This is a genomic window from Corynebacterium sp. HMSC30G07, from assembly GCF_001806945.1.
In the GTDB taxonomy this organism is placed as follows: Bacteria; Actinomycetota; Actinomycetes; order Mycobacteriales; family Mycobacteriaceae; genus Corynebacterium; species Corynebacterium riegelii.
In genome coordinates this window covers 84,832-110,756 of sequence record NZ_KV786446.1, presented here as the reverse complement: position 1 = coordinate 110,756, position 25,925 = coordinate 84,832, and the positions used below count along the sequence as shown (strand labels likewise).

The window sequence follows — 25,925 nt, the reverse complement described above, 5'->3', positions numbered from 1 at the left end:
GATCGGGGAGCGAGTGAAAACTACTCGTCAGCGACGATTTCTAGCAGTGCTGCACCCTTATCCACGTGGCTGCCGGCCTCCACGGCGAGGTTCTTCACAATGCCGTCCTTGTGGGCCTTGACCGGGTTTTCCATCTTCATGGCCTCCAGGATCACCACAACGTCGCCGGCCTCAACGCGGTCGCCTTCAGCAACCTCGACCTTGACCACGGTGCCCTGCATTGGCGCTGCCAGGGTATCCGCGTTCGCGCCACCCTTGGCGCCGCCGGAGCCACTACGCCCGCGGCGCTTGCGGTCACGGCGGCGCTGCGCCACCGCACCCAAAAGCAGCGATTCCGGCAGCGTGATCTCAATGGAGCGCCCATTGACCCCAACGGAGACTGTGCGGCGGCGGTGCTCGTCGCCGTCGCCAGAGTCAGCATCGTCCGCGTCGTACGGGGCGACGTCCGGATCCCACTCCTCTTCAATCCAGCGGGTGTAGATGGTGAATTGGTCGTTGGGTGCGGTAAACGCGGCGTCGTCAAGCATGCGCTCATGGAACGGGATGACCGTGGGCACGCCTTCGATCTTGAACTCCGTCAAGGCACGCTTGGCGCGCGCAATTGCCTCCTCACGGGTGGTGCCGCGGACAATCAGCTTGGCCAGCATGGAGTCGAACTGGCCGCCGATGACGGTGCCTTCCCGGATGCCGGAATCCACACGGACGCCCGGGCCCGAGGGCTCCACGTAGCGGGTGACCGTGCCGGGTGCTGGCATAAAGTTGGAGCCTGCGTCCTCGGCGTTGATGCGAAATTCGATGGCGTGGCCGGTTGGCTCCAGGTCCTGCTGGTAACGCAAAGGCTCGCCCGCGGCGATGCGGAACTGCTCAATGACCATGTCCACGCCGGTGGTCTCCTCGGTTACGGGGTGTTCCACCTGCAGGCGGGTGTTGACCTCCAGGAAGGAAATCAGCCCGTCCTCGCCCACGAGGTACTCCACCGTACCCACGCCCACGTAGCCGGCTTTCTTGGTAATCGCCTTGGCGGAGGAGTGGATGCGTTCGCGCTGCTCGTCGGTAAGAAATGGTGCCGGGGCCTCCTCGATGAGCTTCTGGAAACGGCGCTGCAGCGAGCAATCGCGGGTGCCGCCAACAATGACGTTGCCGTGCTGATCCGCCAACACTTGGGCCTCAACGTGGCGGGCGCGGTCCAGGTAGCGCTCCACGAAGCACTCGCCACGCCCAAACGCGGCCTGGGCCTCGCGGGTGGCGGATTCGTAGAGCTCACGGATCTCACCACGGGTGCGCGCCACCTTCATGCCGCGACCACCGCCGCCAAACGCCGCCTTGATAGCCACCGGCAGGCCGTGCTCATCCGCAAAAGCAACCACGTCATCGGCACTGGCCACCGGGTCCTTGGTACCCGGGGCAAGCGGCGCATCCACGGCTTCTGCCAGTGTGCGCGCGGTGACCTTGTCGCCCAAATTCTCAATCGCACGCGGCGGCGGGCCGATCCAGGTCAGCCCCTCTGCAATCACGCGCCGGGCAAACTCGGCGTTCTCACTCAAAAACCCGTAGCCCGGGTGGACCGCATCCGCACCGGTATCTCGGCACGCCTGCAGCACCTTCTCAATATCCAGGTAGCTCTGCGCCGACGTCTCGCCGCCGATAGCCACGGCCTCATCAGCCATCTGGGTAAACGGGGCGCCCTTATCCGGGTCCGCGTAGATAGCCACGGAGGAAAGCCCGACGTCACGCGCCGCGCGGATAATACGCACCGCGATCTCACCGCGGTTAGCAATCAGCACTTTGTTGAACGGGAAATCATGCTTCATACGTGCGCTCCTTTCTTTAGTAGTGCGTGACGTTTCCGAAACCCGAGCCGAAACCAGAGCCATAGCCCTCATCGGCGCTGCCACTAGCTTCGGCGAGGTAGCGGGTCTGCGCGTCTGCAATGACAGCGCTCAGCGCCGCCAGCTCATCGTGGGAAAGCGAAGCGTCATTGGTGTGAAACAACGGTGTCATGGTGTCTCTCCTTAAACAGGGCCTTAAACAGTGGGGTAGGTGCCGTCAGCGTTGAGACGGGCGTCGGGGTTGAGCAACAGGGCAATCTCATCGTCGTGGTCGTTCGCGCCAGCAAAGCGACGGTTCTCCACCGGGGTGAAAAGCTCAGCGCGGCCGAGCATGCCGGCCTCCAGGCGACCAGCGCCGTCCACACGTCGCTTGGTGGCTTGGGCGCGCCAGGCATCTGCGTCGATACCCTCACGCACAAGCGCCGCCTCGAACACGCCTGGGTGGCCGAGCACAACCAGCGCACCGACGTGGCCGAAACCAAGCGAGGTCAGCGCCGCCGCCTTCACCTGGCCTGCACCCAGCGCAAGCGGGGAGCGCAGCCACACCAGGTTCTTCGCCTTCGGTGCGATTAGCGGATCCACGCAGTCCAGCGACGCGTTCGGCGGCAGCGCACCGGTAGCCAGCACGTCAATCAGCCCGCCGATCTGGAACAAGGCTGCGCCAGCCTTGGCGTGGCCCGTCAGCGTCTTCTGGGAGATCACGTACATCGGCGCATGCTCGTTACGCCCAATGGCCGGCCACAGAAGCGAGTGCAGCTCGGACTCATTCGGGTCGTTGGCATTGGTGGAGGTGTCGTGCTTGGACAACACGTTGACGTCGTCAGGCGAAAGGCCCAGCGAAGCCAGATTCTTAGCCAAGCGGGAGGACTCACCGCCACACGCGGCAGCCAGCACACCCAGGCCAGGCGCCGGGATGGAGGTGTGCGCGCCGTCGCCAAAGCTGGAGGCGTACGCAACTACAGCATGCACCGGCAGACCCAGCTTGGCGGCAAGGGAGCCGCGGGCAAGCAGCAGGGTGCCGCCACCTTCGGCCTCAAGGAAGCCGCCGCGGCGACGGTCATTCGCACGCGAGATGAAGCGGTTATCAATGCCCTGGGCAGTCATCTTGGCGGTCTCGGCGGTGGCGTTCATGTCGCCGAAGCCCTGGAGGGACTCCACCTGCACGTCATCAATACCACCGGCGATGACAAAGTCCGCCTTGCCCAGCGCGATCTTGTCCACAGCCTCCTCAACACTCACCGCGGCAGTGGCACACGCGCCGACCGGGTGAATCATGGAGCCGTAGCCGCCAACCAGAGCCTGCATGGTGTGCGCGGCCACCACGTTCGGCAGTGCCTCCTGCAGGATGTCGCTCTGGCGCTCCTCACCAATGAAGCGGGAGACGAACACCTTGTGCAGTGACTCCATGCCACCGATACCGGTGCCCTGGGTGGTTGCCACAAACGATGGGTGCACCGCCTGCATCAGCTCGCCCGGGGTGAAGCCTGCGGTGATGAACGCGTCCACAGCAGTGACCAGGTTCCAGGCCGCCATGCGGTCCATACCGTCGGCCATCTGCGCCGGAATACCCCACTTGGTCGGGTCAAAATCATCCGGGATCTGGCCCGCAACGGTGCGAGACAACGTCGCCTTCTTCGGCACGTACGCGTTTGCACCAGCCAGGCGGGTCACGGTCCATTCGCCGCCAACCTGCTTGACCACAGTCTTGTCCGGATCGGCAGCCTCGTGGTCGCGGGCCTCGGCTTCCGTTGCCACGCTAAACGTGATGTCGCGGTCCAGGTAGACCTGCTCCAGGTCTACGGAGCCCTGGTCCGTCAGGAAGTACTTGTCCGTCAGGGTGCGAACACCGCAGCGTGCCACTACCTCGGCGCGGAAGCGCTCGTAGATTTCTTCCTCCGCAACCTCGGCACCGTCGGCGTCGTACCAGCCCGGGTTCGGGTCCTCGGACCAGGTGATCAGGCCCATCATCCAGGCCAGCTCCAGCACACCCGCCGCGGTCAGTTCCACGCCCCCGGTGCGCTCGATGCCGTACTCAGCTTCACGGCGGGTGCGGCCAGAGCCCCAGCTGGAGATCTCGCCCACGCCCACAATGACCACCATGTCATCCAGCGAGCAGGTCACATTCCCAACCTTGGCAGGTGCCGGTTGCAGCGGGTTCGACACATTCGGCAGGGCTCGGACGGTTGCGGGGCTTTCGCTTGCCGACGCCTCCGTGACCTCACCACCACGCACCGAACGCGCCAGTTCCGCAATCGAGACCCCAGCGTCCGCCAGTCCACCGGTGAGATCCAGGTCAAGCGGAGCCTGCTTTGCCTGCTCGCGGGACTCTGCTGATGCCAAGCCCATCAGTTGCGTGGAGATCTCCTCCGGGCTCCACACGTGGATACCTGCAGCCTTTGCGGCCGGCACGAGGGCGTCGTTGCCGCCCATCAGGTGGGTGCCGGCAACCCAGCCGATACGCGCCTGAGCCAGGGTGACGCCATCTGGCCAGCCGGTTTCTGCGGACCACTTGTTCACAATCGCATCGAGTGCGGCCTTGACTTCGCCGTAGGCGCCGTCGCCACCAAAGGTGCCGCGGTTCGGCGAACCCGGTAGCACCACGTGCGTACGCGTCGCCGGGTAGTGGTCACCGCGCTGCGCCAGCTCGGACAAGCCAGCGATGGTGCGCTCCACCGACCACAGCAGCAGACGCGCCTGCGTCTCCGCGTTGCCGCCGACCTCTGCCAGCGAGCCGGACACGGACGGTGCTGCGAACGGGAACGCGAGCGTAGGTGTCAGCGCAGGCTTGATCACCTTGACGTCCTTGCCCACCGTCTCTTTCTGCTCCGCACCAATCCACGCGATCAGTGCGTCAATGTCGCGGTAGGACGACAGGTTCGCCGGCACCAGCCACAAGCTCGCGCCCACCGAGCCGTGCTCGGCGTAGAGCTTGCGCGCAAACTCCTTACGCGCTTGCCCAACGTTGGAGGCGGTCATGATCACGGTTGCGCCACCTGCCAGCAGTCGCTCCACCAAAGCAGTTGCGATCGAGCCAGGTGCGGCGCCGGTCACCAGCGCAACGTCGTTCGCATACGGCTCATCGGCCTTGCCCTGGGCGGCTTCAGCGATTGCGCGCAGCACATCCGCGCGGTCCGCTCCGGTGTTTTGCGCGTACCATTCGGCCTGCTGGGCGATGGTTTCACCTGTGCCGGCAAAGCGCGCCGGGTCCAGCTCACACTGGCCAAGGGCCACGCGAACGAGGTCTTCGCGGGCTTGGGCCCAGCGGTCGTCGAAAAGCACAGCCTTGCGCTCATCAAACACTGGGGTGACCTGCTTGACCCAGCTTGTGCCGAGCTCTGCCTCGATGGTCTCCACAATCGTGTTGTCCGGCGCGATGATCTCTGCAGCCTCGCCCTCAACCCCCAACTTGGCAAGCAGCGTGCGCGCCGTTGCCACCAGGGTGTCGGTGACCTCATCCTTGTAGGCATCCAGGGCTGCGGAATCAACCACGCCGCCGCTGGAGCTGCCGCCTGCCTGCGCCTGGCTCACCGCCACACCATGCCGTGCCGCAACATTTTGCACAGCCTGATCAATCAGGGCGCTGATCTCGGCCTTAGAACCTGCCGATGCTGGCAGGGTTGCAAGCGTGCCGCCGCGGACGGAATCCTCGGTACGCGTGCCAAGCAGGATCTCCGCCTCAACGTGCGGCGTCCACGATGCCGGCAGACCCCACGCGGAAGCCAGGTGGTCTGCAACGAACGCGGGCTTTAAGCCAGCGCCGCCAAGCAGCTGGCGCAAACGCGTACCCACGGCCTCAGACAGGACGGTGCCAAACGGGGTGTAGCCCGGGGCAGCGGTGTTGACGCGCTGGTACAGCGTTGCCACATCCGCTTCCGCCGCGCCATCGATGGCGGGTACGCCGAGTTCTGCGGACATGTCCATGAGCAGCTGGTTGCGTCGGGAAGAAACACCACCAGTGAGCTCCTCAATCGTGTCAGAATCGTTGATCTGCTCTGGGCGGATCTTGTTCTGCACAGCAAAGAGCACGGTAATAGCGTCCGCAGCGGCAAAGGCCAGGTCCTCGGCCGGGCCGGAAGCGGCGGCCGCCGGTGCCGGGGCAGCGGCTGGGGCTTCAGCTGCCGGTGCGGAAGGAGCAGGTGCGGTCTGGCTCTCAGCAGCCTCGGCTGCAGCGTCTGTCGGGGCTGCCTCCTCGGCCTCAACTTCCGGCTCAGGTGCCGCAACCACGTCATTGAGCATGACCGTGTCCTGGCTGGACTCCACGTTGAACACCGGCACGTGGATACCCACCACGTCCATCTCACGCTTGGCCAGGTTGGTCAGCGTCGGGGAGGACGCCAGGCCAACCTCAATGATCTGCTCCACGCGCGGCAGCAGGAAGTCCTGCGTCTCAATCCAGCGCACCGGGGAGGCAAACTGCCACGCCAAAAGCTCAATGAGCAGCGTGCGCGCAAGCGTATTGCGGTTCGTGTTCTCCGGGGTCAGCCCCTTCAGACGCTCAGACGGCACCTCCGCCAACACTGCGTCGATGAAGCCCTGGGTCAGCTCGAAGGGGCGGGCAACCAGGTTCGGAATGTAGCGGTCAACCAGCGTGTCCACGTCGATCTCCGCAGGCAAAAGCTCATCGAGCTTCTCGGCGAAGTCCGCCACACCGCTGCGCAGTACGCGCGAGTGGAACGGCACGTCCACGCCCGGCACCGTCACGTACGCACGCGGGGTAATCGCGTTCGCCTTCTCCTTCAGCGCAGCCAGGCCACGCTTGGTGCCGGCGATGGAGTACTGCTGGCCCTTGATGTTGTAGTTCACAATCTCAAGGAACTCACCCGTGTCCTCCGAAAGCTGGGCAACGTAGGCCTCAACCTCCTCGGGGCCTACGCCAATCATGTTCGGGCGCAGCGCACCCATGCCGTAGTTGGAGTTGCCGTCAGCGTCCCTCGGCACCAGCGAGCCCATGGCAGAGCCACGCGAGTACACAATGTCAATCACGGCTTCCAGCTCAAAGATGTTGCCCAGGGAGGCAAGCGCCGTGTACTCACCAAGCGAGTGGCCCGCGTAGTACGCGCCAGAGCCCAATGCGTCCGCCTCACGCAGACGCTCCGTCTGCGCGTATGCCACCACAGCGAGTGCCACCTGGGTGAACTGCGTCAGGTGCAGCACGCCGTCCGGGTGCTTGAACTCCTCGCCGCGGACGATAAGGCGCGCCGGGTTTTCATCCACAATCCGCTGGATGGAAAAACCGTGGTTGGTGCGCGTGTGGCGGTCCGCACGGCGCCACACCTCGCGTGCGGCAGCGGACGCCTCGCGGTCGCCCTTGCCCATGCCCTCGGTCTGGATACCCTGGCCCGGGTAAACGTAGGCAGTCTTCGGCTGCGCCAGAAGCGCCTGGCCGCGGGAAACCACATCGCCGTTAATGCGGCAGGTCACCTCAAGTGCCTGGTGGATGCCCTTGCGGCCCACGCGCTCTGCGGTGATCTCCACCTCATCTTCCAGCTGCACCATGCCGTACATGGAGTAGGACCAGCCGACCACCTTGCCGTGGCGGCCAGCCAGGTGCTGGGCGGTGGCAGACAGCCACATGCCGTGTACCAGCGGCGCCTGCAGGTTCACCAACGCAGAGGCGTTGTAGGAGGTGTGGATCGGGTTGTAGTCGCCGGAGACCAGCGCAAACGGCGTCATGTCGGACGGTGCGTGGACCACTGCGCGGTCCACGAAGGAACGCGGGGTTGCCTCAATGCGGTCGCTGGACTTGCCGCCGCCGTACGCGGGGGCCGGTACCGGTGCTGCGGTGCCGGTAGCGCGGCCGCGGATGGCGAAGCGCTGCATCTGGGTCGCCACGATCTTTCCATCAGAGCTGAGTTCGAGCTCCACGGTGACAATGCGGCCAGAGACGGATTCTGCGATGGAGGTGCACTTAGACACCACGTCAATCGTGCGGCCATCTGCAAGCTCGGCCAACGGCACGCGCAGGTCAATCACGTGGTCCAGGTGCACGGCGTTGAGCAGGCCCTCGATCACGGGGTAGCCATCCGCCAGCTGGCCGGAGCCAAGCGCGGTGTAGATTGCCGGCCAGCAAGGGCCGACCAACACGTCCGGTGTGCCGGCAACGTTCTGGCCACTTCCGTTTGGTCCGGTGTTGCCGCTTGTCGGCAACACCGCGCCCGTGACCGCCGAGTGCGCCGTCAACAGCGACGGTGGCAGGGTGAAGGAGGAGCGTGCGACGCCAAACGGGGCGTCCTCAGTCGGCGCCTCAAGTTCCGGCATGGCAATGATCGCGTCGCCGGCCTCGGAGACTGAACCGACACCGGCCAGGCCCTCAAGCAGGTCGAATACGCTCTGCGGCAGGCGCTCGCGCGAAACCACAGGCGAAGCGCCCGTGGCCGCACCCGCCGGAATGTCCACCGGGATGGTCACTTCGCGCACGTAGAACGGGCGCTGATCCTCCGGCAGGTGATCCCACGCGGAATCGGCGTTGATGCGAATCGTCCACTCGCGCTCGCCGTAGGGGTTGACCTCGCTGGTCAGCTCAAATGCGTCCTCATCTAGGGCGTACGCCGGGTTTGCCATCAGGTGGCCGTGCCAGACAAGCGTCGGGCAGGAACGCAGGTACGCTGCCTCATCCTCGGCGTCGCGCAGGCGGGAGAAGCGGGATTCGGCGGACACGCCTTCGTCGATAAGCATCTGTGTCGTGGCGTCCTCAAACCTGCCCAACAGCTCCGCAACCGGCTCATTCTTCTTGGTAATGCCGGCAACCGCCACCGGGCCCGGGATGATGCGGACCTGGTCAGCCGTGTAGCGCTCATCTTGGGCCTGCCACAGCGTGTCCTTGCCAAACCACATTTTCAGGTCCCCATCCAGCGCCGGTACCCACGGCATCGGCTTCGGGTAGGCGTAGTGCAGGCCAATCCACCAGGCAGCGTCGCGTGGGGAAACCTTCACCGTGCGCGCCTGCGGGTATTGGGCCAGCAGCTTATCGACGCCACCCTGCGGCTCCACCTCTTCACCCTCCGGGAAGAGCGTGGCAATCTCGCCGTGATCGGCCTCGTTCAAACGTGCCTCGATGCGCTGCAGCAGCGCGACGAAACGCTTATCCCAGCTGCTATCCACAAACGGCGCGGCCAGCTCAACGAAGCGCTCCACCCACTGCGCGTACGTCATCTCCTCAACGTTGCCAAAGTACGGCTTCGAGGTCTTCGACAGCGCCTCGATGATCTCCTCGCGGTGCGCCTCATACTCCTCAATGTCCAGCGAAGCGATCAGGCGAGAAGCCTTGGCAAAAGAGTTATCCAGATCATGCAGGTCCGCCAGCAGGTGCGACTGGGAAGACGCCACACCCTTGACACCCTGGCCGCGGCCAACCCAGCCGCCGTTGTGTTCCGGCGGAAGACCCGGGGTATCCACCAGCAACTGCTTGACGGAATCGGTGGCCTTCGCCTCCTTCGTGGCCATGGCAACCGTGCCCACAAACACGCCGTCTACCGGCATCTTTGCCAGGCCGAACTTCTCCGACCAGCTACCGGTGAGGAACTCAGCGGCGCGCTCAGGCGAGTACACGCCACCACCAACGGTGAGTACCGCGTTGTCGTGCGCGCGGATCTCCGCGTAGGTTTCCAGCAGCATCTCTTCCAGGTCAACCCAGGAGTGGTGGCCGCCCGCGTGGCCGTCCTCCACCATCAAAATCACGGAATCATCCGGGTTGGCCTTGGCAATCTTCAGGGCGTCGCGAACCTGCTGCGTGGTGCCGGGCTTGAAAGCGATGTACGGGAAGCCGTCTGCATGCAGCTGTGCGAGCAGCTCCGTTGCCTCCTCAACCTCCGGGATGCCTGCGGAGATGCACACGCCGTTAAACGGTGCGCCCGCCGCACGCGCCTTGGGCACCATGCGGGTCTGGCCGAACTGTAGGTTCCACAGGAAGCGGTCAAAGAACATGGTGTTGAACTGCGCGGTACGGCCCGGCTGCAGGAAGCTGACAAGGTTGTCCTTGTGCTTGGAAAACTCCTCCTCCGAGTACATGCCGCCGCCGGCAAGCTCCGCCCAGTAACCAGCGTTGGCGGCCGCGGCGACAATCTCGCCATCCGCCGAGGTCGGCGTCATACCACCCAGGATGATCGGGGACAGGCCCGTCAGCGCAGAAAAACGCGTCTGCGTGTACGTCTTGCCGTCCGGCAGGGTGATCACGCGCGGTGCGTATTGCGAGTAGTCCACGGCGACAGGCAGTGCCTCGCCAGGGCGCGCCAGGGCATCGCGCTTGCTTGACTGCGTCGCGTCCACCACCGGCACGCCCACACCGCTGACCAGCGCCTTCATGATGTTGGCGGTGGCCTTATCCAGCGCGATCAGGTGGCTTGCACCATCGGCGACTAGGCCGCGCACGGTAGCGGTGAAGTCAAACGTGTCTGCCAAAATCGCCTGTGCAAGCTCGCGCGGGGTGGTGGTTGCAAACGCAATGCCGCACTCCTCGGACCACGTCGCCGCCTGCTCAATAGCCTGTGCGTTGCTTGCCACGTGGAAGGGGTAGGCAACGTCCAGGTAATCAAACGTCGGCTGGATCTCAGCGCCGCCGAACTCCACCTCAAGGCGCGCGTTGTAGTCACTCGCCTTAGCCTCAATCGCGGCCTGCGCCTTCGCCAAGGCCTCCGGCGAACCCGAAAGTGCTACGTGCCTGCGGCCGTTGATCACACTGAGCACTGCGCCGGTTTCTGCCGGCACGAACTCCTCGATCTGCTCAACCGTCAGCCCACGCACCGACAGCATCCGGCTGCGCGCATCCGTCGCGCCGTAATCATTCGTGGCAGCCGCGCCCAAGATAAACGCAAAGGCCAGCGCCTTCTCCGCAGCCTTGTCACCCTCCTTGGGATCCATAGCCACCGCGCCGATGATGCCTTGGGAGTGCCCGCCGAAGCTCACCTTGTCCAAATCCAGGCCAAGCTGCGCCAAGTGCTCCGCAGCCGCAACCTGTGCGAGCAGGATCGCCGGCACGCTCACAGCAGGAAACGCATCAATCGCCGCGGCGTGCGGCTCATTGTCCAACGCCTCACGGATACGCTGCGCCACACCCGGCACCACGGAAGCAAGGGGGCGGGAGACGGGGCCGGTGATCAACGCGGCGTCTCCAAGCAACTGCTCAATGCGCTTGCGTGCTAACGGTGCCGATGCCCCCACATCAAACAACGCCTGCTGCCAAGGGCTGCCTTGGCCAGGGAACACAATCGCAGGGGAGGTGAGGGACTGAATCGGGGTAAGAGTCATGGTGAAAAATCTTTCTGTTTTTAGGCGGGGGTTACAGCGGGATGTTTCCGTGCTTGCGAGCGGGACGGGCAACAACTTTGTCCTTGTACAGGCGCAAATTCGCGGCAATCGCAGCGCGGGTTTCACTCGGCAAAATCACCGCATCCACCAGCCCGCGCTCCGCCGCCTTATACGGGTTGAGCATCTCGTCTTCGTACTCGCGCTCAAAGCCCTTGATCAGCTGGGCAAGCTCCTCATCGCCCATGCCGGATTCCTTGGCCGCTGCGATGTCCTTGCGGTTGATGAAGCCCACGGCACCAGCCGCGCCCATCACCGCAATCTGCGCGGTAGGCCACGCCAAGTTCACATCGGCGCCCAGGCCCTTCGACCCCATCACGCAGTACGCGCCGCCGTAGGCCTTACGCATGGTCACCGTGATCTTGGGCACGCTGGCCTCGCCGTAGGCATAGAGCAGTTTTGCTCCACGACGCAAAATGCCATCGTGCTCTTGCGCCGAACCCGGCAAAAAGCCAGGGACATCCACCAACATGACAATCGGGATGTTGAAGCTGTCACAGGTGCGGACAAAACGTGCGGCCTTTTCCGCCGAGTCAATGTCTAGGCAGCCGGCCAACACCATCGGCTGGTTGGCAACAAAGCCAACCGCCTGGCCCTCGATGTGGCCAAACGCGGTGACCACGTTTTCGGCGCGCTGCTCCATGATCTCCAGGAACTCGCCGTCATCCGTCAGCGCCGCGATGACCTCGCGCACCTCATACGGCGAGTTCGCGGAATCCGGGATCAGGGAATCGAGTTCTGTGTGGTCCTCGGTCTCTTCTGCCGGGAGTGCGAACGGCTGCGCGGATGTTGCGCGCTGGCGGCTATTAGACGGCAGGTATTCCAACAGCTCCGCCACCCAATCGAGGGCATCCTGATCATTTTCCGCAACGTAGTGGCAGTTGCCCGCCTGCTGCATGTGAATCCATGCGCCGCCGAGCTCATCCTGCGTGATCTCCTCGCCCGTGACCGTCTTGATCACGTCCGGGCCGGTGACAAACATCTTGGAGGTCTCATTGACCATGACCACAAAATCCGTCAGGGCGGGGGAGTAGGCGTTGCCGCCAGCGCAGGCGCCCATGATCACGGAGATCTGCGGCACCACGCCGGAGGCCTCGACGTTGTGGCGGAAGGTCTTTGCAATCCAGTCCAGGGAGACGGCGCCATCCTGGATGCGTGCGCCGGCGCCTTCGTACAGGCCGATCAGCGGGCGGCCGGTGGTCACGGCAAGCTGCTGGATCTTGGTCATCTTCTCGCCGTAGACCTCACCGAGTGCGCCGCCGAAGACGGTGCCGTCCTGGGAGAAAATGCAGACTTCGCGGCCGTCGATGGTGCCGAATCCGGTGACAATGCCGTCCGTAAGCGGACGTTTGGCCTGCATACCGAACTCGTGCGTGCGGTGGCGGGCCAGCTGGTCGGTTTCTACGAATGAGCCTTCATCCAGCAGGTAGTCAAGGCGCTCACGTGCCGTCAGACGGCCAGCTGCGCGTACTTTATCCAGCGGTTTTGTACCTACCGGCTCTTGAGCTTCGGCACGGCGCTGTAACAATTCCTCGTTTCTTTGCGACGTGGTTGGCAAAGGGGGCGGTTCCGGCAAAGTAGTTTTGCCTACAAAAGTATCTGGCATACGGGCATACTAAACCTACGGAACCGTAAGTTCCGAATCCGTAGCCAAATTCACAGAAAAAGAGCAGCTTAATTTGAGCTTTGGAACCGAGTATTCAGGAATGTTTTCAGTGCATATCGGGACCGACCTGGTCCACATCCCAACCTTTGCTACCCAGCTTGAGCAGCCGGGATCAACGTTTTCGCGGGTGTTTACAGACCGCGAACTGCGAACCTGTGCGGCAAAGGCGGACCGTTCTGCGTCACTTGCCGCACGGTGGGCCGCGAAGGAGGCGTATATCAAGGCGTGGTCGCAGAGTTTGTATGGCCAGCCGCCGGTTATTGCCGTTGATGAGGTGGACTTTGCGGAGATCGAAGTGGTGGCGGATGCCTTTTCGCGCCCTTCGGTCGAGCTGCACGGTGAAGTTGCCAGGTTGGGGCCGATGGTTACCAGTGTTTCTTTGAGCCATGATGGTGACTACGCGACGGCCACCGTTTTAGTCGGCGGGGGCCACAGCTGACGCCACTGAAAACAAATGCGAAATCTTTCAGCGTCCTGCGGTTTTGTAGTCCCATCCGTAACAAATCGATTTGTTTGCAATGGGGCTGGTGGGGCTCATGGGGTTAACGCTGGTCACAAGCGCCCGCACAGTCACCTCGCGACACCTCCGGCCTTGCCGCACCCGCGCAAGTGCTGAGGGATAGACTGGCTTGCATGTCTCAACAGCGCGTTCTCTCTGGAATCCAACCCACCGCCGACTCCTACCACCTGGGTAATTACCTGGGTGCGCTGAAGCAGTGGATTGACCTGCAGGATAACTATGACGCGTTTTACTTCATCCCGGACCTGCACGCGATCACGGTGGAGCAGGATCCGGAGGAACTTCGCCAGCGCACCATTGCTGGTTGCGCGCAGTTGATTGCGCTGGGCATTGACCCGGAGAAGTCCACCTTGTTTGTGCAGTCGCACGTGCCGGCTCACGCGGAGTTGACGTGGGTGCTGCAGTGCCTGACCGGTTTTGGTGAGGCCAGCCGCATGACGCAGTTCAAGGATAAGAGCGTCAAGCAGGGCCAGGACCGTACCTCGGTGGGACTTTTTACGTACCCGATGCTGATGGCTGCAGACATCCTGCTGTACTCGCCGCAGTTGGTGCCGGTGGGTGAGGATCAGCGTCAGCACTTGGAGCTGACCCGCACTTTGGCGGAGCGCTTCAACGCCAAGTACGGCGAGACGTTCGTGGTGCCGGATGGGTTTATTCCGGAGGGTGCGGCGAAGATTTATGACTTGCAGGATCCAACGTCCAAGATGAGCAAGTCCGGCGCAAACCCGAAGGGTTTGATCAATCTGTTGGATGAGCCGAAGACGTCGGCAAAGCGCATTCGCTCCGCCGTAACGGACACTGACGGGGTCATTGCCTATGACAAGGAAAACAAGCCCGGCGTGTCCAACCTGTTGGTGATTCAGTCGGCGCTGACCGGCAAGTCCATCGATGACCTTGTCGCAGGCTATGAGGGCCAAGGCTACGGTGCGCTCAAGGTGGATACGGCGGATGCGCTCGAGGCGTTTACTACGCCGCTTCGTGCCCGCTATGAGGAGCTGATGAGCGACCGCGCTGAGCTGGAGGCAATCCTGGCTCGCGGCGCGGATCGTGCACGTGAGATTGCGGAGCCATTGTTGGCTAGCGTCTACGAGAAGGTTGGTTTCCTCGCACCCCGCAGCTAGCCCGCGGCTAGCGCCGAAGCCAGCGCACGGCTCACACGCTGACCGTCTGACCCGATCTACTTCGGCGTTTTCCTCTACGATCGTCCTTTGGCAAGAAACAAGCCAGAAGAAACACGTCAAAGGATGGAAGGGACGCCGATGGCAGCATCGACATCGCCGCGTAAGGAATACACCGACGAGTTCGGCATTGAGCGCACCAAAAAGCAGGAGCACAACTCCAAAGTTGAAGAGATTGAGGAGAAGGCTCCGGCTGTTGGCCATGTGATGCGCATGCAGGAGCGTTTCGGCGCTGCTGGCGGTAACCAGTTCGCCGCGGGCATTACGTATTTCTCTGTGCTTGCGCTGTTTCCGCTGTTGATGCTGCTGTTTGCCGGTATGGGCTTTTTCTTAAACGCTCGTCCTGATTTGATGCAGGAAGTGCAGCGCCAGGTCACCGAGTCGATGGACGGTGACCTCGGGGAGATGGTCAATAGCCTGATCAGCACTGCTATTGATCAGCGTGGGGCCGTTGCTGGTGTTGGTTTGCTCACCACGTTGTGGTCTGGTTTGGGGTGGATGAACAACCTGCGCGTTGGTATTTCCGCAATGTGGAATTTGGACGCGGACGAGGGCGGCAACTTTGTTGTGAAGAAGTTGTGGGACTTGGTTGGCTTGGTTGTGCTGATCGCTCTGTTCATCGTTGCTTTTGCTGTCACCGCCATTGGTACGTCTGGGTGGACGACGGATCTGATGGCACACTTCGGTCTTGGCAACTTCCCCGGCGCGCGTTCTGTGGTGTGGCTGGTGGGCATCACGGTTGGTATTTTGGCCAACTTCATTGTGATGATGTGGATGATGATGTTCATGCCTCGCACCAAGGTTCCGGTGAAGTCTGGCCTGAAGGGTGCGTTGCTTGGCGCGGTGCTGTTTGAGCTGATCAAGCAGTTCGCTACCGTCATCATTTCTTCGGCTACCGGCAACCCGGCTGGTGCGATCTTCGGCCCGATCATCGCGCTGATGGTTGTGCTGTACCTGATTTGGCGCGTGGTGCTTTACACCGCTGCGTGGACGGCTACCACGGAGGAGTCGCTGAAGGCCGCCCCAGCCCAGGTGCCGCCGCCGGCTGTGATCAACGTGCGTGCGGCTGCGGCAGATGCGCAGCGCAACAAGGCAAAGCCGAACCCTGTGGGTGCGGCACTCGGTGCTGTTGGTCAGCGCATTGTCGCGCCGTTCAACCGCAAGTAATTACCGGCGCTTGCGCTTGGCACCCAGGCGCAAGCTCAGCCACAGTGCGATCAGCGCAAGTAACAGCACCCCGCCCACGATCAGGATGGGCAGGCCGTACCCGTGAGGCTCAGCGGGAACGCTCGGCGCCTCCGAGGTCGGGCTCGGGCTAGGGGTAGGCACAGCCGTGGTGGTGGCCTGTGAAAGGGGCTCAAGCTTATCGACGCCACCGCGCACCCCATACGCCGCATGCAACAACATCTGCGCCTGCTCCCAGGCGCGGTGGTCCCAAGCCGTAGTATCCAAAACAACCGCGACGAGCCTGCGGCCCTCGTGGTTCACGGCGCCGACGAAGGTGTGGTTCGCATCATCCGTGTAGCCGGTTTTGCCGCCGATGCCGTCCGGGTCGTTGAGGTAGAGCTTGTTGTCATTCCACAGCTGGAAGCCGGGCAGGTCGTCGAAGCCGGGGAAGTCGTAGGACTCCGTATCAGCAATCTTGGTGAAGACAGGGTTGGAAAACGCCTCACGGTAGGCCAGGCCCATGTCCCACGCAGAGGTGGACATGCCGGCTGCGTCCAGGCCGGAGTAGGAGGCGGCGCGCGTGTCTGTCATCCCCAGCTTCGCCGCCAAGTCGTTGACCTTGCGTAGTGCTGCGGTGTCGCCGCCAAGCGCCTGGGCGAGCGCGTGTGCGCAGTCGTTGCCGGAGTTGAGGATCAGGCCGTAGAGCAGGTCGCGCACGGTGTAGTCACCGCCAGCGCCAATGCCAGCGGCTGAGCCTTCCTGGCCGGCAGACTCCGCGGACACGTCGACCTTGGCGTCCAAATCCAGCTCTTCAATCGCCACCAACGCAATCAGGACTTTGATAATGCTGGCGGGGCGGTAGCGGCCGTGCGGGTCCTTCATCGCAACGACCTCCCCGGAGTCGAGGTCCGCCACCAGCCACGCGGAGGCAACTACGTCTTCGGGAACCTTGTAACCGGCAGCGGCACTGACCCCGCACGGACCGTCGTACGTCACAGGCAGTGCCGCAGGTGTTGAGGTGGCACGCTCTGACGTTGACACCGGCTCACGAGGTGCCGTTTCGTACGGGCAGTTGTCGGTGTCCGGGGCGTGTTCGCGGCTGGGTGGGATGAAATTTCCCGCCTCGTCGAAGTAGCCGGTGGTGGTTGGAGTTGGGGTTTTGGGGGTTTGCGCTGGCGTCGGCAAGCAGCCAAGGCTCACACAGCACACCGCGACTGCCAAGCTCAACCCCATACGCTTCATCTAGTTGTCTTTCTCCTTGTAGCGGGCCACGAGGCGTTCGATGAGTTCGTCGGTCAACGCGTCGTCGGCAAGAATGATGTCCAGCATGTCAGCATGTGCAGCCGCAGCTTTCTCAGGGTCGGACTGGGCCGTCTCATCGTTGTAGGAGGTGCCGTCAAAGTCCATACCAACACCGTCCAAGAGTCGTTCGCGGTCCTTCGGCTTCTGCTCCGCGTCGATGTCTGCGTCGATGGCAGGGAACTGGCTGGTGAACTCGTCGAGAAATTCATCCGCAGCACTGCGCACTTCCGCCCGATTCTTGCCCTTGAATACCTCGGCTTCTACACGACGCTCCAACGCCTTCTCCATCTGCCGATGCCGCCATGCACGCAGCGCCTTTGGCTCCAGCTCACGAGCAACCGCACGCGAGCGGTTCTCCGCGCGGCGCGCAATCTGCGCAACCTGTGACACCGTCGCATTCACCGTGGCGTTGACGGGGGCGAAATCCGAGTCCTGGCTCAGCTTCCATGTGCCGTAGTAGCCAACAAGGAACAACGCGTAGCTGGCCAGCGGCCCCAATGCCATGCCGAGGGCGAGGAAGCCGGTTGCGTCGCCGACAATCAAAATCACTGCGCAGACCACGGCCGGAACCACCGTCGGCTGGTTGCCGCCGAACACGCTGGGCTCACGTCCCGTGACCACGTCGCGGATCATGCCGCCGCCGGTAGCGGTGAACACGCCCATCATGATCGTGGGCAGCACAGGCAAGTCGTAATAAATAGCCTTCGACGCGCCAGTTGCGGCCCACAGGGCGGAGATCATTGCGTCGCCGTGTGACTGCATGACTTCCCAGGCACGGCCCTTGAAATATGTAAAGCGGGCGATCAGCGCGCCGGTGAACGCCAGGATCAAGTACTCCGGCTGGCTCATGGCGGCGACGGTGCCTTGGTTAATCAGCACGTCGCGCAGCATGCCGCCGCCGAGCGCCGACAGCATGGCGATGAAGAAAAATCCCACGATGTCATAGCCACGATGACGCGCAAGCGTGCCGCCGATAACGCCCATCAACAGCACGCCGGAAACATCCATCCAGCGGTAGATGGAACTGATCAGCGGGTCTACCTGATCTACTGCCACGGTGTTAGAACTTGGAGAAGCGCTTGATCAGCTGGTCTTCCATCTCGGTCCAGGCCTGTGCCTTATCCGTAAACGGCGGGGATGGCACATAGCCTGCGGCCTCGGTGGAGCCGAGCATGTATGCCAGGTAATCCTGCATACGCGGGTTGGCCAGCAGCAGGGAGTTCAACGAATCATCGTCAGCCCAGTCCGCTGCGTCTGCCAAAAGCTCGTAGGCCTTGCCCATCTGCTTGGTGTCTACTGCGTCCACGTTCTTGGCAATGTCCTCGCTCAGCCCGCTGAAGGAGTACGTGTTGTCCGGGTGGACCTCCACCTTCAGCTCACCAGCGTTCACCGCGGCAATCACATCGCCCCAGGTAGATACGTTCGCCAAATCGTGGTCGTCGTGCTCCAGGATCCAACGGCCGAGGTGCTTCGGGGTGGGGAAGGAGAAAATCTCGCCGTACTTGCCCAAAAACACCGGCTTGCCAGCAAGGTAGGTGCGCAGCGTGTACACGGTCTTGCCTTGCACCGTGATCTTCACCGGGTCGATGCCTGCGCGGCCCCAGACGGAAGAGTCGTACGGATCAGCAGCTTGGAGCATCTCCTGCTTCTGCGCTTCGGCTTCCTTCGCGGCAGCTTCGCGAGCCTGGGTTGCGGCAGCAATCGCCGTTGCGGCTGCGGACACGGCAGCAGCATCAAGGCTTTGCGTATCGACGACACGCACCACCCCATCCAGCGACTCCACCACAGCTTCCCAGTTCTTCAGTACCACGCGACCCACGCCGGACCATTCCTCCATGCCGTTTTCGCCCGCGTAGTGATCAGAGCCACGGTTGACGTTGTTCAAGATGGAGTGCGACGCGAAGAAGATTTCCGCCTGCTCCGCGCTGCCCACCTGGGCCAGTGAGCGCGAAATCTGGAACACACGCGACAGCGCAGATACGTTGGCGTGGCTTGGGCGGCCAGCCAAGAAGTCTGGTGCGCCGACAATGTCGTAGTACTGCTTCTCTGTAGGCACGACCCGGGCGTCGCCCTGGGATTGGAACAGTGACCACTTTGGGTGGTCGCTCAAGTCATGCTTCGGCGTGGTCTGCAGGTACGTCAGCAGCTCCTCGGGGGAGTGGAAGGCGAGAACTGAGGTGTCGTCGCCCAAAAACGCCTGCCACTCGGTGCCCTTTTCTTTCCAGGTGGGTGCCCACAGCGTGTAGACATCCCCCTGAGGCAGGGACAATTTCACGGGAAGAATCGCGCGGGTGCTCATGCACGCAGATGTTACCGGTCCAACCACCTACGTTTTCGCTTACTACCCCGTGGGGCGCCAGAAGCCCATAAACGGCATACCGATATTGTCCGTGCGCACCGGGTTCATCTGTACCGGGCTGCCAGCTTCCACCATCATTCCGTCACCGGTGTACATGGCTACGTGGCCGGACCACACCACCAAATCACCCGGGGCGAGCTCCTCGTACGAGACCTGGCGGCCTACGCGTTGATCCACGGCAACTCGCGGAATCTCCACACCCGCCTGGCGGTAGGCCCAGGAGGTCAGCCCAGAGCAGTCGAACCCGCCGGGTGCAGACCCGCCCCAGCTGTATGGGGTGCCAACCTGTGACTTTGCAAGTTCTGCCGCTGCGGCACCTGCAGCAGACGGTGCTCTGGCGGCGGGCGGTGCGCTGTAGGCCGCCGCGTGGTTGACCGCAGGAACCTCGCTTATCGACGCCGGCGTGGTTGCCCCCATCACATTTCCCGCATGACGCTCAAGCTGCGCCATCGCCTGCTGCACCGCGGAGCCTGAGCCGGGAACCACAACCGCTAGGGCGGCCTGGGTGTCCCTGGCAAGCTCTCCAGCAAGCGAGCCCAAGGCTGCTTCCAAACGGTCGAGCTCCTGCTTCGCGCGCTGCAATGCCTCTTTGATCAAGGTGACTACGGCAAGGCCAACGCCAATTGGCCCAAGTACGGCGCTGGCGCCAAGGACCTTCACTCCTTTACTCACCACATCCATGGCAAGGCCGGTTAGCGTTGCCGCGGTTGCTGCGCACTGCAGGCTTGCGCGCGAAATCTTGTCACTAATCTGCCCGCGGAACGCCTCAAGCGCGCGCACCATCTCCACGTGCTTGCCGGGATCAGCGCCAACTAGCTGAGCGAGCGCGCCAAAGGCATCAAACCCGGGGATTTGAAAACCTGGCAGGGTAGGGATGAGCTCCGGCCTGCTCGCCAGAATCTGCAATCCAGCGGCGACAGGATCCATCGCTGCGGCAGCGAATATGTCGCTTCTTTGCCACGGCAAAGACTTCGGTCCGGGGAGAAAGCCCGTCATCTCATATGCCAAGGTGCCGAGTGTGTCTAGCGTGTTCAAGCTCATAGCAGTCCTCCTAATCCTTTGCTGGTGTTGCCATCGACGGTGTCAGCCGCGGTGACGGTCAGATCCATGAACGCGGCAACACGACGGGCCTCATCGCGCACCTGCTGTGCGCGCGTCTCCGCAGCAGACGCAGCCGCCGCATATGCCTCATGAAATGCGGTGAAGGGGTAAAAGGATGGAAACGAGGTGCCGGGAAGAGAGGTCAGCGCTGCGGCATCAGCGCGGAGGGAATCGGTGTGTGAGGTAACAGTGTGTGAATCAAGTACGAATGTGTCCATGTCTATTTAGACCGACAAACTGGGTCCCCGGTTCCCTCGGCGCTGAAAAAAAATTTTCAGCGCCGGAGAATCGCATCGGAAAATCACGCCGGAAAATCACGCCGGAAAATCACACGGAGAGGCAGCACGGCCTAGCATGGTGGCTATGCAGATCACGGTTATTAACCACCCACTGGCGGCGTCCCGCCTGACCATCATGCGTGATGAGCGCAGCGACAACGTTGCGTTCCGCACCGCGCTTGCAGACCTCGGCGCCATGCTGATCTATGAGGCAAGCCGCGACCTTCCGGTGGAAACCTTTGAAACCAAAACCCCGGTAGCTGTTGCGCAGGGCACGCGCCTGCAGAAACCGCCGATCATCGTGCCGATTATTCGTGCTGGCCTGGGCATGATCGACCCGGCGCTGTCCATGATCCCGGACGCGCAAGTGGGCTTCATCGGCATGGCACGTGATGAAGAAACGCATGAGCCGGTGCCGTACCTGGAGGCGCTGCCGCACGATCTGGCGGGCCAGCCGGTCTTTTTGGTGGACCCGATGCTGGCCACCGGTGGTTCCCTCATCCACGCCATTGACTTGTTGTTGGAGCGAGGGGCGGACGATATCACCTGTGTGTGCATGGTGAGTGCGCAACAGGGCGTCGATAAGCTAAAGGCTCACGGTGGGCCGGTGCGACTGGTTACGGCGACGATTGACCCGGACCTGAATGAGCAGGCCTACATCGTGCCTGGTCTTGGGGATGCGGGCGATCGCCTTTACGGGCCGCGCAACATCGACCTGTAGAAACGCTGGCGCTGATTCCGCTCCGCGGCTACGCTATTGAGCATTCACATGGAGGGGATGCCAAGGGGGATCAGTTGATGACGGAATCATTACCGCACTCTCAATGGAAGCCGTATGCGCTTGATCTGGGCCAGCGGGTGCGTCTGCTGCGCATGATGCGGGGGCTGACACAGAAGCGGCTGGCGGAAATCTCGGGGATTTCACGCACCCAGATCTCTAACCTGGAGCGCAACGAATACAACGGGTCTAAGGTTGCAGACCCCCAGGTAAGTACGGTGTATCGCCTGGCTGCGGCGCTTTACGTGCCGCCGGCGGCGCTGCTGCCAGGCGCGGGCGTTATTTATGACGGCAACTACCCAGAGGGCGAAAGCCAAGTAGAAATTGCCATGCGGTGGCCTCGTGGGCCGAAGGACACTGCACGCTTTGCGGAGGCTTACCTCAGGCTGGGAGCGCGGGCAAACACCGCACGGTTTTAAGTACGGTTTTCAGCGCTTCACACGCTGGCGTAGACTTCTGCCGCAGAACAATAGTTGCAAGCAGGAGGCAATCAGGGTGTCAGAGGCGGATACAGTGTCGATCTCCGCGAGCGTTAACGCGTGGTTTGCGCAGAACCAGGAGCGCGTGATCGGCTGGCGTCGACACTTGCACTCGCACCCGGAGCTGTCCAACGAAGAGGTGGAAACCACCGACTTCATCGTGGGCGTGCTTGCAGAATACGGGCTGAAAGCAGTGCGTTTCCCCGGCACCGGCTGCTACGTAGACATCGGCCCGGATACAGGCAAGCGCATCGCGTTTCGCGCCGATATCGACGCCCTTGGCGTGCCGGAGCAGACCGGTCTTGAGTTCGCCTCGCTCGTCCCCGGCGTTTCGCACGCGTGCGGGCATGATGTGCACACCACGGTGGTGCTCGGTTTGGCGTGTGCACTTTCTACTATCGACGTCCCGTTGTCCATCCGCTGCATCTTCCAACCAGCAGAGGAAGTCATGGGCGGCGGCGCACTCGACGTCATCGAGTACGGGGGATTAAAAGGCGTGTCCTCCATCTTTGCGCTGCACGTGGAGCCGAAACTGCGCGTAGGCCAAATCGGTGTGCGCGCCGGCGCAATTACCTCCGCTGCTGATGTGGTGCGCCTAGAAATCGAAGGCCCGGGCGGCCACACCGCGCGCCCGCACATGACTGCGGACGTGGTCTATTGCCTCGGCGCGATTGCCACCCAGCTGCCGGCGTTGTTGTCGCGCCGGGTTGATCCGCGCACCGGCACGGTGATGGTGTTTGGCCACATCGAGGCAGGCGATGCCCCCAATGCGATTCCGAAGCGCGGCAGGATCGACGGCACGATCCGTACCGCAGACATCAGCATTTGGCGCGGGTTGAAAGACCTGCTGACGGACTTGATCGACATGATTGTCGCGCCGACGGGCTGCACCTACCACTTGGACTACGTCCAGGGCGTTCCACCGGTGCTCAATGATGATGCGGCGACGTCGCTGGCGGTGACCGCCGCGCGTTCCATTGACCCGCATGCGGTGGTGACCTCGCCGCAGTCCTCGGGTGGAGAGGACTTTTCCTGGTACCTCGAACATGTGCCGGGAACGATGGTTCGCCTCGGCGCCTGGGACGGTACCGGTGTGAAGCCGGACCTGCACCAAGGCAACCTCATGATTGATGAGCGGGCCATCGGAGTAGGCGTGCGGCTGTTCGGCGCGATTGTTGAGCAGTACAGTGCGGCTGCCGCCGCTGGCGCAGGTATGTAGACTAGCCACCGTTTTGGCCGGTTATGTAGGGAGTAAACACGTGAGCAAAAAGATCGTCATCATGGGCGGAGGTCCTGGCGGCTACGAGGCGGCCCTTGTGGCCTCCAAGTACGGCGCGGACATCACGCTGGTAGAGGACGAGGGTGCTGGTGGTTCGGCGATTCGCAAGGACGTCGTGCCGTCGAAAAGCTTCATTGCAGGCGCCAACATTAAAACCGACCTGCGCCGCGCGGACGCGATGGGGCTGAACCACACCTTGGGTAATGCGCAGCTTGCGTTGACCGCATTGAATAACCGTGTAGTGGCGCTGGCTTCGGAGCAGTCCCGCGATATTCACAACCAGCTTGAGCGTGCCGGCGTGCGCATTGTGAAGGGGCGCGCCCGTTTCTCCTCCGAGCAGGATGGCCACACTACCCACCGTGTGGTGGCGGAGCTGGCTAATGGTGAAGAGGAGCGCTTGGACTGCGACATGGTCTTGGTGTGCACCGGTGCCAGCCCGCGCGTGCTCAAGGGTGCGGAGCCGGACGGTGAGCGCATTTTGAACTGGCGCCAGATGTACAACCTGATTGAGATGCCGACGCACCTGATCGTGGTTGGCTCTGGCGTGACCGGTGCAGAGTTCGTCTCCGCATACGCTGAGCTGGGCGTTGAGGTGACCATGGTGGCCTCGCGCGACCGTATTCTGCCGCACGATGACGCGGATGCCGCAGATGTTCTGGAGACCGTGCTTGAGGGCCTTGGCGTGCATTTGGAGAAGGATGCGCGCGTGGAGTCGGTGGAAAACACCGGCGATGGTGTGGTTGTGCGCACCACGGATGGACGTGAGATCCGTGGCTCGCACGTCATGATGTCCATTGGTTCTATCCCGAACACCCAGGACCTGAACCTTGAGGCGGCTGGTGTGGAGACCACCCCGTCTGGACACATTCACGTGGATCGCGTGTCACGCACCAACGTTGCGGGTATCTACGCGGCCGGTGACTGCACGGACCTGATGCCGTTGGCTTCCGTCGCTGCACAGCAGGGCCGCATCGCCGTTGACCATGCCCTGGGGGAGGGTGTTGCGCCGATCCGCTTGAAGACGGTGGGTAACGCCGTGTTCACCCGCCCCGAAATTGCGGCTGTGGGCGTAACGGAGCAGCAGATCCGCGACGGGGAAATTGAGGCGGACATTTACAAGCTGCCGCTGTCTACCAACCCGCGCGCCAAGATGCGTTCGCTGCAGCACGGTTTTGTGAAGATCTTTGCTCGCAAGGGCACCGGCGAGGTCATCGGTGGCGTGATTGTGGCGCCGACGGCATCTGAGCTGATCCACTCCATCACCATTGCGGTGACCAACAAGCTGACCGTGCGCCAGCTGTCGGATTCGATGGCGGTCTACCCCTCGCTGTCCGGTTCCATTACGGAGGCGGCACGCCGCCTTATCGCTCACTCCGACCTGGACTAACCGGAAACGCCCGCTGCGGGCATTCATTACGCGGACATGTCTCACACCCCGGCCCAATCGGGGTGGCTGAGTCAGGGGAGAGGTCCAATCCGTCCGCGTACACAAGGCGTTCGGCGTGGTCTGTGTCGCAGCCCAAGGCCACCGCGTTTTCCTGACGTGGCGTGCCAAAGCCGGCCGCGGGGCCTTGCACCATGCGCGCCACCCACAGGTAGGTGCGCCCATCTGGCATCACCGCCACCTGGCGGGTGACACGGTTCGGGGTTTCAAAGGCGCGGTGGACCACCCACAACGGGCAGGTCCCGCCGCGCTGGGAAAAGTGGAACGACGTGGTGGACTGACGCTTGGAAATGTTGCCGGCGCGGTCCGTACGCACAAACGCAAAGGGGACGGCGCGCGCGCCGGGGCGCTGCAAGGTGCCGAGGCGCTGGCAGGTGGATTCAAAACCGGTGCCAAAACGGGCGGCAATCATGTCAATGTCGTAGCGGGTGGCCTCCGCCGCGGCCAAAATTTCGCCATACGGCATGGTCACTGCGGCGGCAAAGTATTGCGCTAGGCCATGCCTGCCCAGGCTGTAGGCGTCGGGGTCGGTGATGGGGGCCAGGTGGGCGTCGATAAGCGAAATGTGCCCAATGAGCGCATAGTGGTACGACAGCTCGAAGCACTGCTGGGCCTCAGTCAGCCCGGTACGCAGGCGGATCTCGCGGGAAGCGGTATCCAACATTGAGCGCGGTCCTTGCGCGTACTGGTTGAAGCGGACCGTGTAGCCGTAATCGCGGTCAAACGCGGCGGCGAGGCGGGTCAGGCGCAGCTGGCGCGAGGGGGCGTGGAGCGCGAAGTTCTCAGCTGCCAGATCCAGGTCATCAAAATAGTTCTCATTGCGCTGGAAGAAATCACGCACCGTGGCGTGTGGGCTCAGTGCTGCTGAGGTGAGCAGTGTAGGGATCTCACGTACGGCGTCTGCGATGCGGGGATAACGGATGGCAAAGTCTGCAAGCTCATCGTCGGAAAGACCCGGCATGAGCTCGGCCAATTCACCAATGGTGCGCTGCTCGGAGTCTTGGGAGAAAAACGAGGCATCCAGCCCGAAGACGCGGGTGAGTTGTAAAAGTACCGAGACGGTCAGCGGGCGCTGATCATTTTCCAACTGGTTGAGATAGCTGGCGGAGATGCCAAGTTTTTGGGCCATTTCAACCTGAGTAAGTGAACGGGACGTGCGAAGCGTGTGAATCCGTGCCCCCGCGTAGTGCTTGCTCATAGCCTGTGCTCCTCTGGATAGTGCCCGCTACCTGCTGATTTACAAAG

At 62.7% G+C, this 25,925-nt stretch carries 17 protein-coding genes; 7 read left to right on the top strand and 10 right to left on the bottom strand.

Features of this window, described 5'->3' with window-relative positions; genetic code table 11:
- Positions 1-20: 20 nt before the first annotated feature.
- From HMPREF3104_RS01080 to HMPREF3104_RS01070, 4 genes are read right to left on the bottom strand one after another with little or no spacing between them, the layout of a single operon-like run.
- Entirely contained in the window at positions 21-1,811 is a 1,791-nt protein-coding gene (locus HMPREF3104_RS01080; protein ID WP_070493386.1) for an acetyl/propionyl/methylcrotonyl-CoA carboxylase subunit alpha, read from the bottom strand.
- Between the two features lie 16 nt (positions 1,812-1,827).
- The gene (locus HMPREF3104_RS12390) at positions 1,828-2,001 is read right to left on the bottom strand and encodes a hypothetical protein (protein WP_168156335.1); all 174 of its coding nucleotides are present in this window, start codon (positions 1,999-2,001) and stop codon (positions 1,828-1,830) included.
- A gap of 23 nt (positions 2,002-2,024) precedes the next feature.
- The gene (locus tag HMPREF3104_RS01075; protein WP_070493384.1) at positions 2,025-11,072 is read right to left on the bottom strand and encodes a type I polyketide synthase; all 9,048 of its coding nucleotides are present in this window, start codon (positions 11,070-11,072) and stop codon (positions 2,025-2,027) included.
- Positions 11,073-11,103: 31 nt separating this feature from the next.
- Positions 11,104-12,735: an acyl-CoA carboxylase subunit beta gene (locus tag HMPREF3104_RS01070; RefSeq protein ID WP_070493381.1), complete on the bottom strand. Its 1,632-nt coding sequence runs from the start codon at positions 12,733-12,735 to the stop codon at positions 11,104-11,106.
- A 109-nt stretch (positions 12,736-12,844) separates the two neighbouring features.
- On the opposite strand from HMPREF3104_RS01070, the gene HMPREF3104_RS01065 reads away from it, so the two are divergent.
- The 3 genes from HMPREF3104_RS01065 (at position 12,845) to HMPREF3104_RS01055 (ending at position 15,660) form a co-directional block, all read left to right on the top strand.
- Entirely contained in the window at positions 12,845-13,234 is a 390-nt protein-coding gene (locus HMPREF3104_RS01065; RefSeq protein ID WP_070493485.1) for a holo-ACP synthase AcpS, read from the top strand.
- Positions 13,235-13,428: 194 nt separating this feature from the next.
- Positions 13,429-14,436 (top strand): tryptophan--tRNA ligase, encoded by a 1,008-nt coding sequence (trpS, locus tag HMPREF3104_RS01060; protein ID WP_083278834.1) that lies wholly within the window; start codon positions 13,429-13,431, stop codon positions 14,434-14,436.
- A 138-nt stretch (positions 14,437-14,574) separates the two neighbouring features.
- Positions 14,575-15,660: a YhjD/YihY/BrkB family envelope integrity protein gene (locus HMPREF3104_RS01055; protein WP_070493482.1), complete on the top strand. Its 1,086-nt coding sequence runs from the start codon at positions 14,575-14,577 to the stop codon at positions 15,658-15,660.
- On the opposite strand, the gene HMPREF3104_RS01050 is transcribed toward HMPREF3104_RS01055, so the two are convergent.
- Genes HMPREF3104_RS01050 through HMPREF3104_RS01030 form a run of 5 tightly spaced genes read right to left on the bottom strand, consistent with a single transcriptional unit; the run spans position 15,661 to position 20,640 of the window.
- Positions 15,661-16,902, bottom strand: coding sequence for a D-alanyl-D-alanine carboxypeptidase family protein (locus tag HMPREF3104_RS01050; RefSeq protein ID WP_070493375.1), 1,242 nt, complete (start codon positions 16,900-16,902; stop codon positions 15,661-15,663).
- Complete coding sequence (locus HMPREF3104_RS01045; RefSeq protein ID WP_246816286.1) at positions 16,903-18,018, bottom strand: trimeric intracellular cation channel family protein; 1,116 nt, start codon at positions 18,016-18,018, stop codon at positions 16,903-16,905.
- A gap of 4 nt (positions 18,019-18,022) precedes the next feature.
- Positions 18,023-19,261, bottom strand: coding sequence for a hypothetical protein (locus tag HMPREF3104_RS01040; protein WP_070493372.1), 1,239 nt, complete (start codon positions 19,259-19,261; stop codon positions 18,023-18,025).
- Between the two features lie 42 nt (positions 19,262-19,303).
- Positions 19,304-20,362, bottom strand: coding sequence for an NlpC/P60 family protein (locus HMPREF3104_RS01035; protein ID WP_236587420.1), 1,059 nt, complete (start codon positions 20,360-20,362; stop codon positions 19,304-19,306).
- Positions 20,359-20,640 carry a hypothetical protein gene (locus HMPREF3104_RS01030; RefSeq protein ID WP_052205273.1) on the bottom strand — a complete coding sequence of 94 codons (282 nt, stop codon included), beginning with the start codon at positions 20,638-20,640 and terminating at the stop codon, positions 20,359-20,361. Before HMPREF3104_RS01030 ends, HMPREF3104_RS01035 begins: the two co-directional genes overlap by 4 nt.
- Positions 20,641-20,785: 145 nt before the next feature.
- Between HMPREF3104_RS01030 and upp the strand changes: the two genes are divergently transcribed.
- The 4 genes from upp (at position 20,786) to HMPREF3104_RS01010 (ending at position 24,623) form a co-directional block, all read left to right on the top strand.
- On the top strand, positions 20,786-21,421 hold the full coding sequence (gene upp / locus HMPREF3104_RS01025) for a uracil phosphoribosyltransferase (protein WP_070493476.1): 636 nt from the start codon (positions 20,786-20,788) through the stop codon (positions 21,419-21,421).
- A gap of 77 nt (positions 21,422-21,498) precedes the next feature.
- Complete coding sequence (locus tag HMPREF3104_RS01020; RefSeq protein ID WP_052205272.1) at positions 21,499-21,897, top strand: helix-turn-helix domain-containing protein; 399 nt, start codon at positions 21,499-21,501, stop codon at positions 21,895-21,897.
- 94 nt (positions 21,898-21,991) lie between these two features.
- A complete protein-coding gene (locus HMPREF3104_RS01015) occupies positions 21,992-23,176 on the top strand; it encodes an amidohydrolase (protein ID WP_070493473.1) in 1,185 nt (394 codons plus the stop codon).
- 40 nt (positions 23,177-23,216) lie between these two features.
- The gene (locus HMPREF3104_RS01010) at positions 23,217-24,623 is read left to right on the top strand and encodes an NAD(P)H-quinone dehydrogenase (protein WP_052205271.1); all 1,407 of its coding nucleotides are present in this window, start codon (positions 23,217-23,219) and stop codon (positions 24,621-24,623) included.
- On the opposite strand, the gene HMPREF3104_RS01005 is transcribed toward HMPREF3104_RS01010, so the two are convergent.
- Positions 24,598-25,878 (bottom strand): short-chain fatty acyl-CoA regulator family protein, encoded by a 1,281-nt coding sequence (locus HMPREF3104_RS01005; protein WP_052205270.1) that lies wholly within the window; start codon positions 25,876-25,878, stop codon positions 24,598-24,600. The two genes, HMPREF3104_RS01010 and HMPREF3104_RS01005, sit on opposite strands and share 26 nt — an antisense overlap.
- Positions 25,879-25,925: the final 47 nt, after the last annotated feature.

Bases quoted from the DNA above. Each gene is read 5' to 3' on its own strand.
- HMPREF3104_RS01080 (WP_070493386.1), bottom strand. From the start codon at position 1,811: ATGAAGCATGATTTCCCGTTCAACAAAGTGCTGATTGCTAACCGCGGT.
- HMPREF3104_RS12390 (WP_168156335.1), bottom strand. From the start codon at position 2,001: ATGACACCGTTGTTTCACACCAATGACGCTTCGCTTTCCCACGATGAG.
- HMPREF3104_RS01075 (WP_070493384.1), bottom strand. From the start codon at position 11,072: ATGACTCTTACCCCGATTCAGTCCCTCACCTCCCCTGCGATTGTGTTC.
- HMPREF3104_RS01070 (WP_070493381.1), bottom strand. From the start codon at position 12,735: ATGCCAGATACTTTTGTAGGCAAAACTACTTTGCCGGAACCGCCCCCT.
- trpS (WP_083278834.1), top strand. From the start codon at position 13,429: ATGTCTCAACAGCGCGTTCTCTCTGGAATCCAACCCACCGCCGACTCC.
- HMPREF3104_RS01055 (WP_070493482.1), top strand. From the start codon at position 14,575: ATGGCAGCATCGACATCGCCGCGTAAGGAATACACCGACGAGTTCGGC.
- HMPREF3104_RS01050 (WP_070493375.1), bottom strand. From the start codon at position 16,902: ATGAAGCGTATGGGGTTGAGCTTGGCAGTCGCGGTGTGCTGTGTGAGC.
- HMPREF3104_RS01040 (WP_070493372.1), bottom strand. From the start codon at position 19,261: ATGAGCACCCGCGCGATTCTTCCCGTGAAATTGTCCCTGCCTCAGGGG.
- HMPREF3104_RS01035 (WP_236587420.1), bottom strand. From the start codon at position 20,362: ATGAGCTTGAACACGCTAGACACACTCGGCACCTTGGCATATGAGATG.
- HMPREF3104_RS01030 (WP_052205273.1), bottom strand. From the start codon at position 20,640: ATGGACACATTCGTACTTGATTCACACACTGTTACCTCACACACCGAT.
- upp (WP_070493476.1), top strand. From the start codon at position 20,786: ATGCAGATCACGGTTATTAACCACCCACTGGCGGCGTCCCGCCTGACC.
- HMPREF3104_RS01020 (WP_052205272.1), top strand. From the start codon at position 21,499: ATGACGGAATCATTACCGCACTCTCAATGGAAGCCGTATGCGCTTGAT.
- HMPREF3104_RS01005 (WP_052205270.1), bottom strand. From the start codon at position 25,878: ATGAGCAAGCACTACGCGGGGGCACGGATTCACACGCTTCGCACGTCC.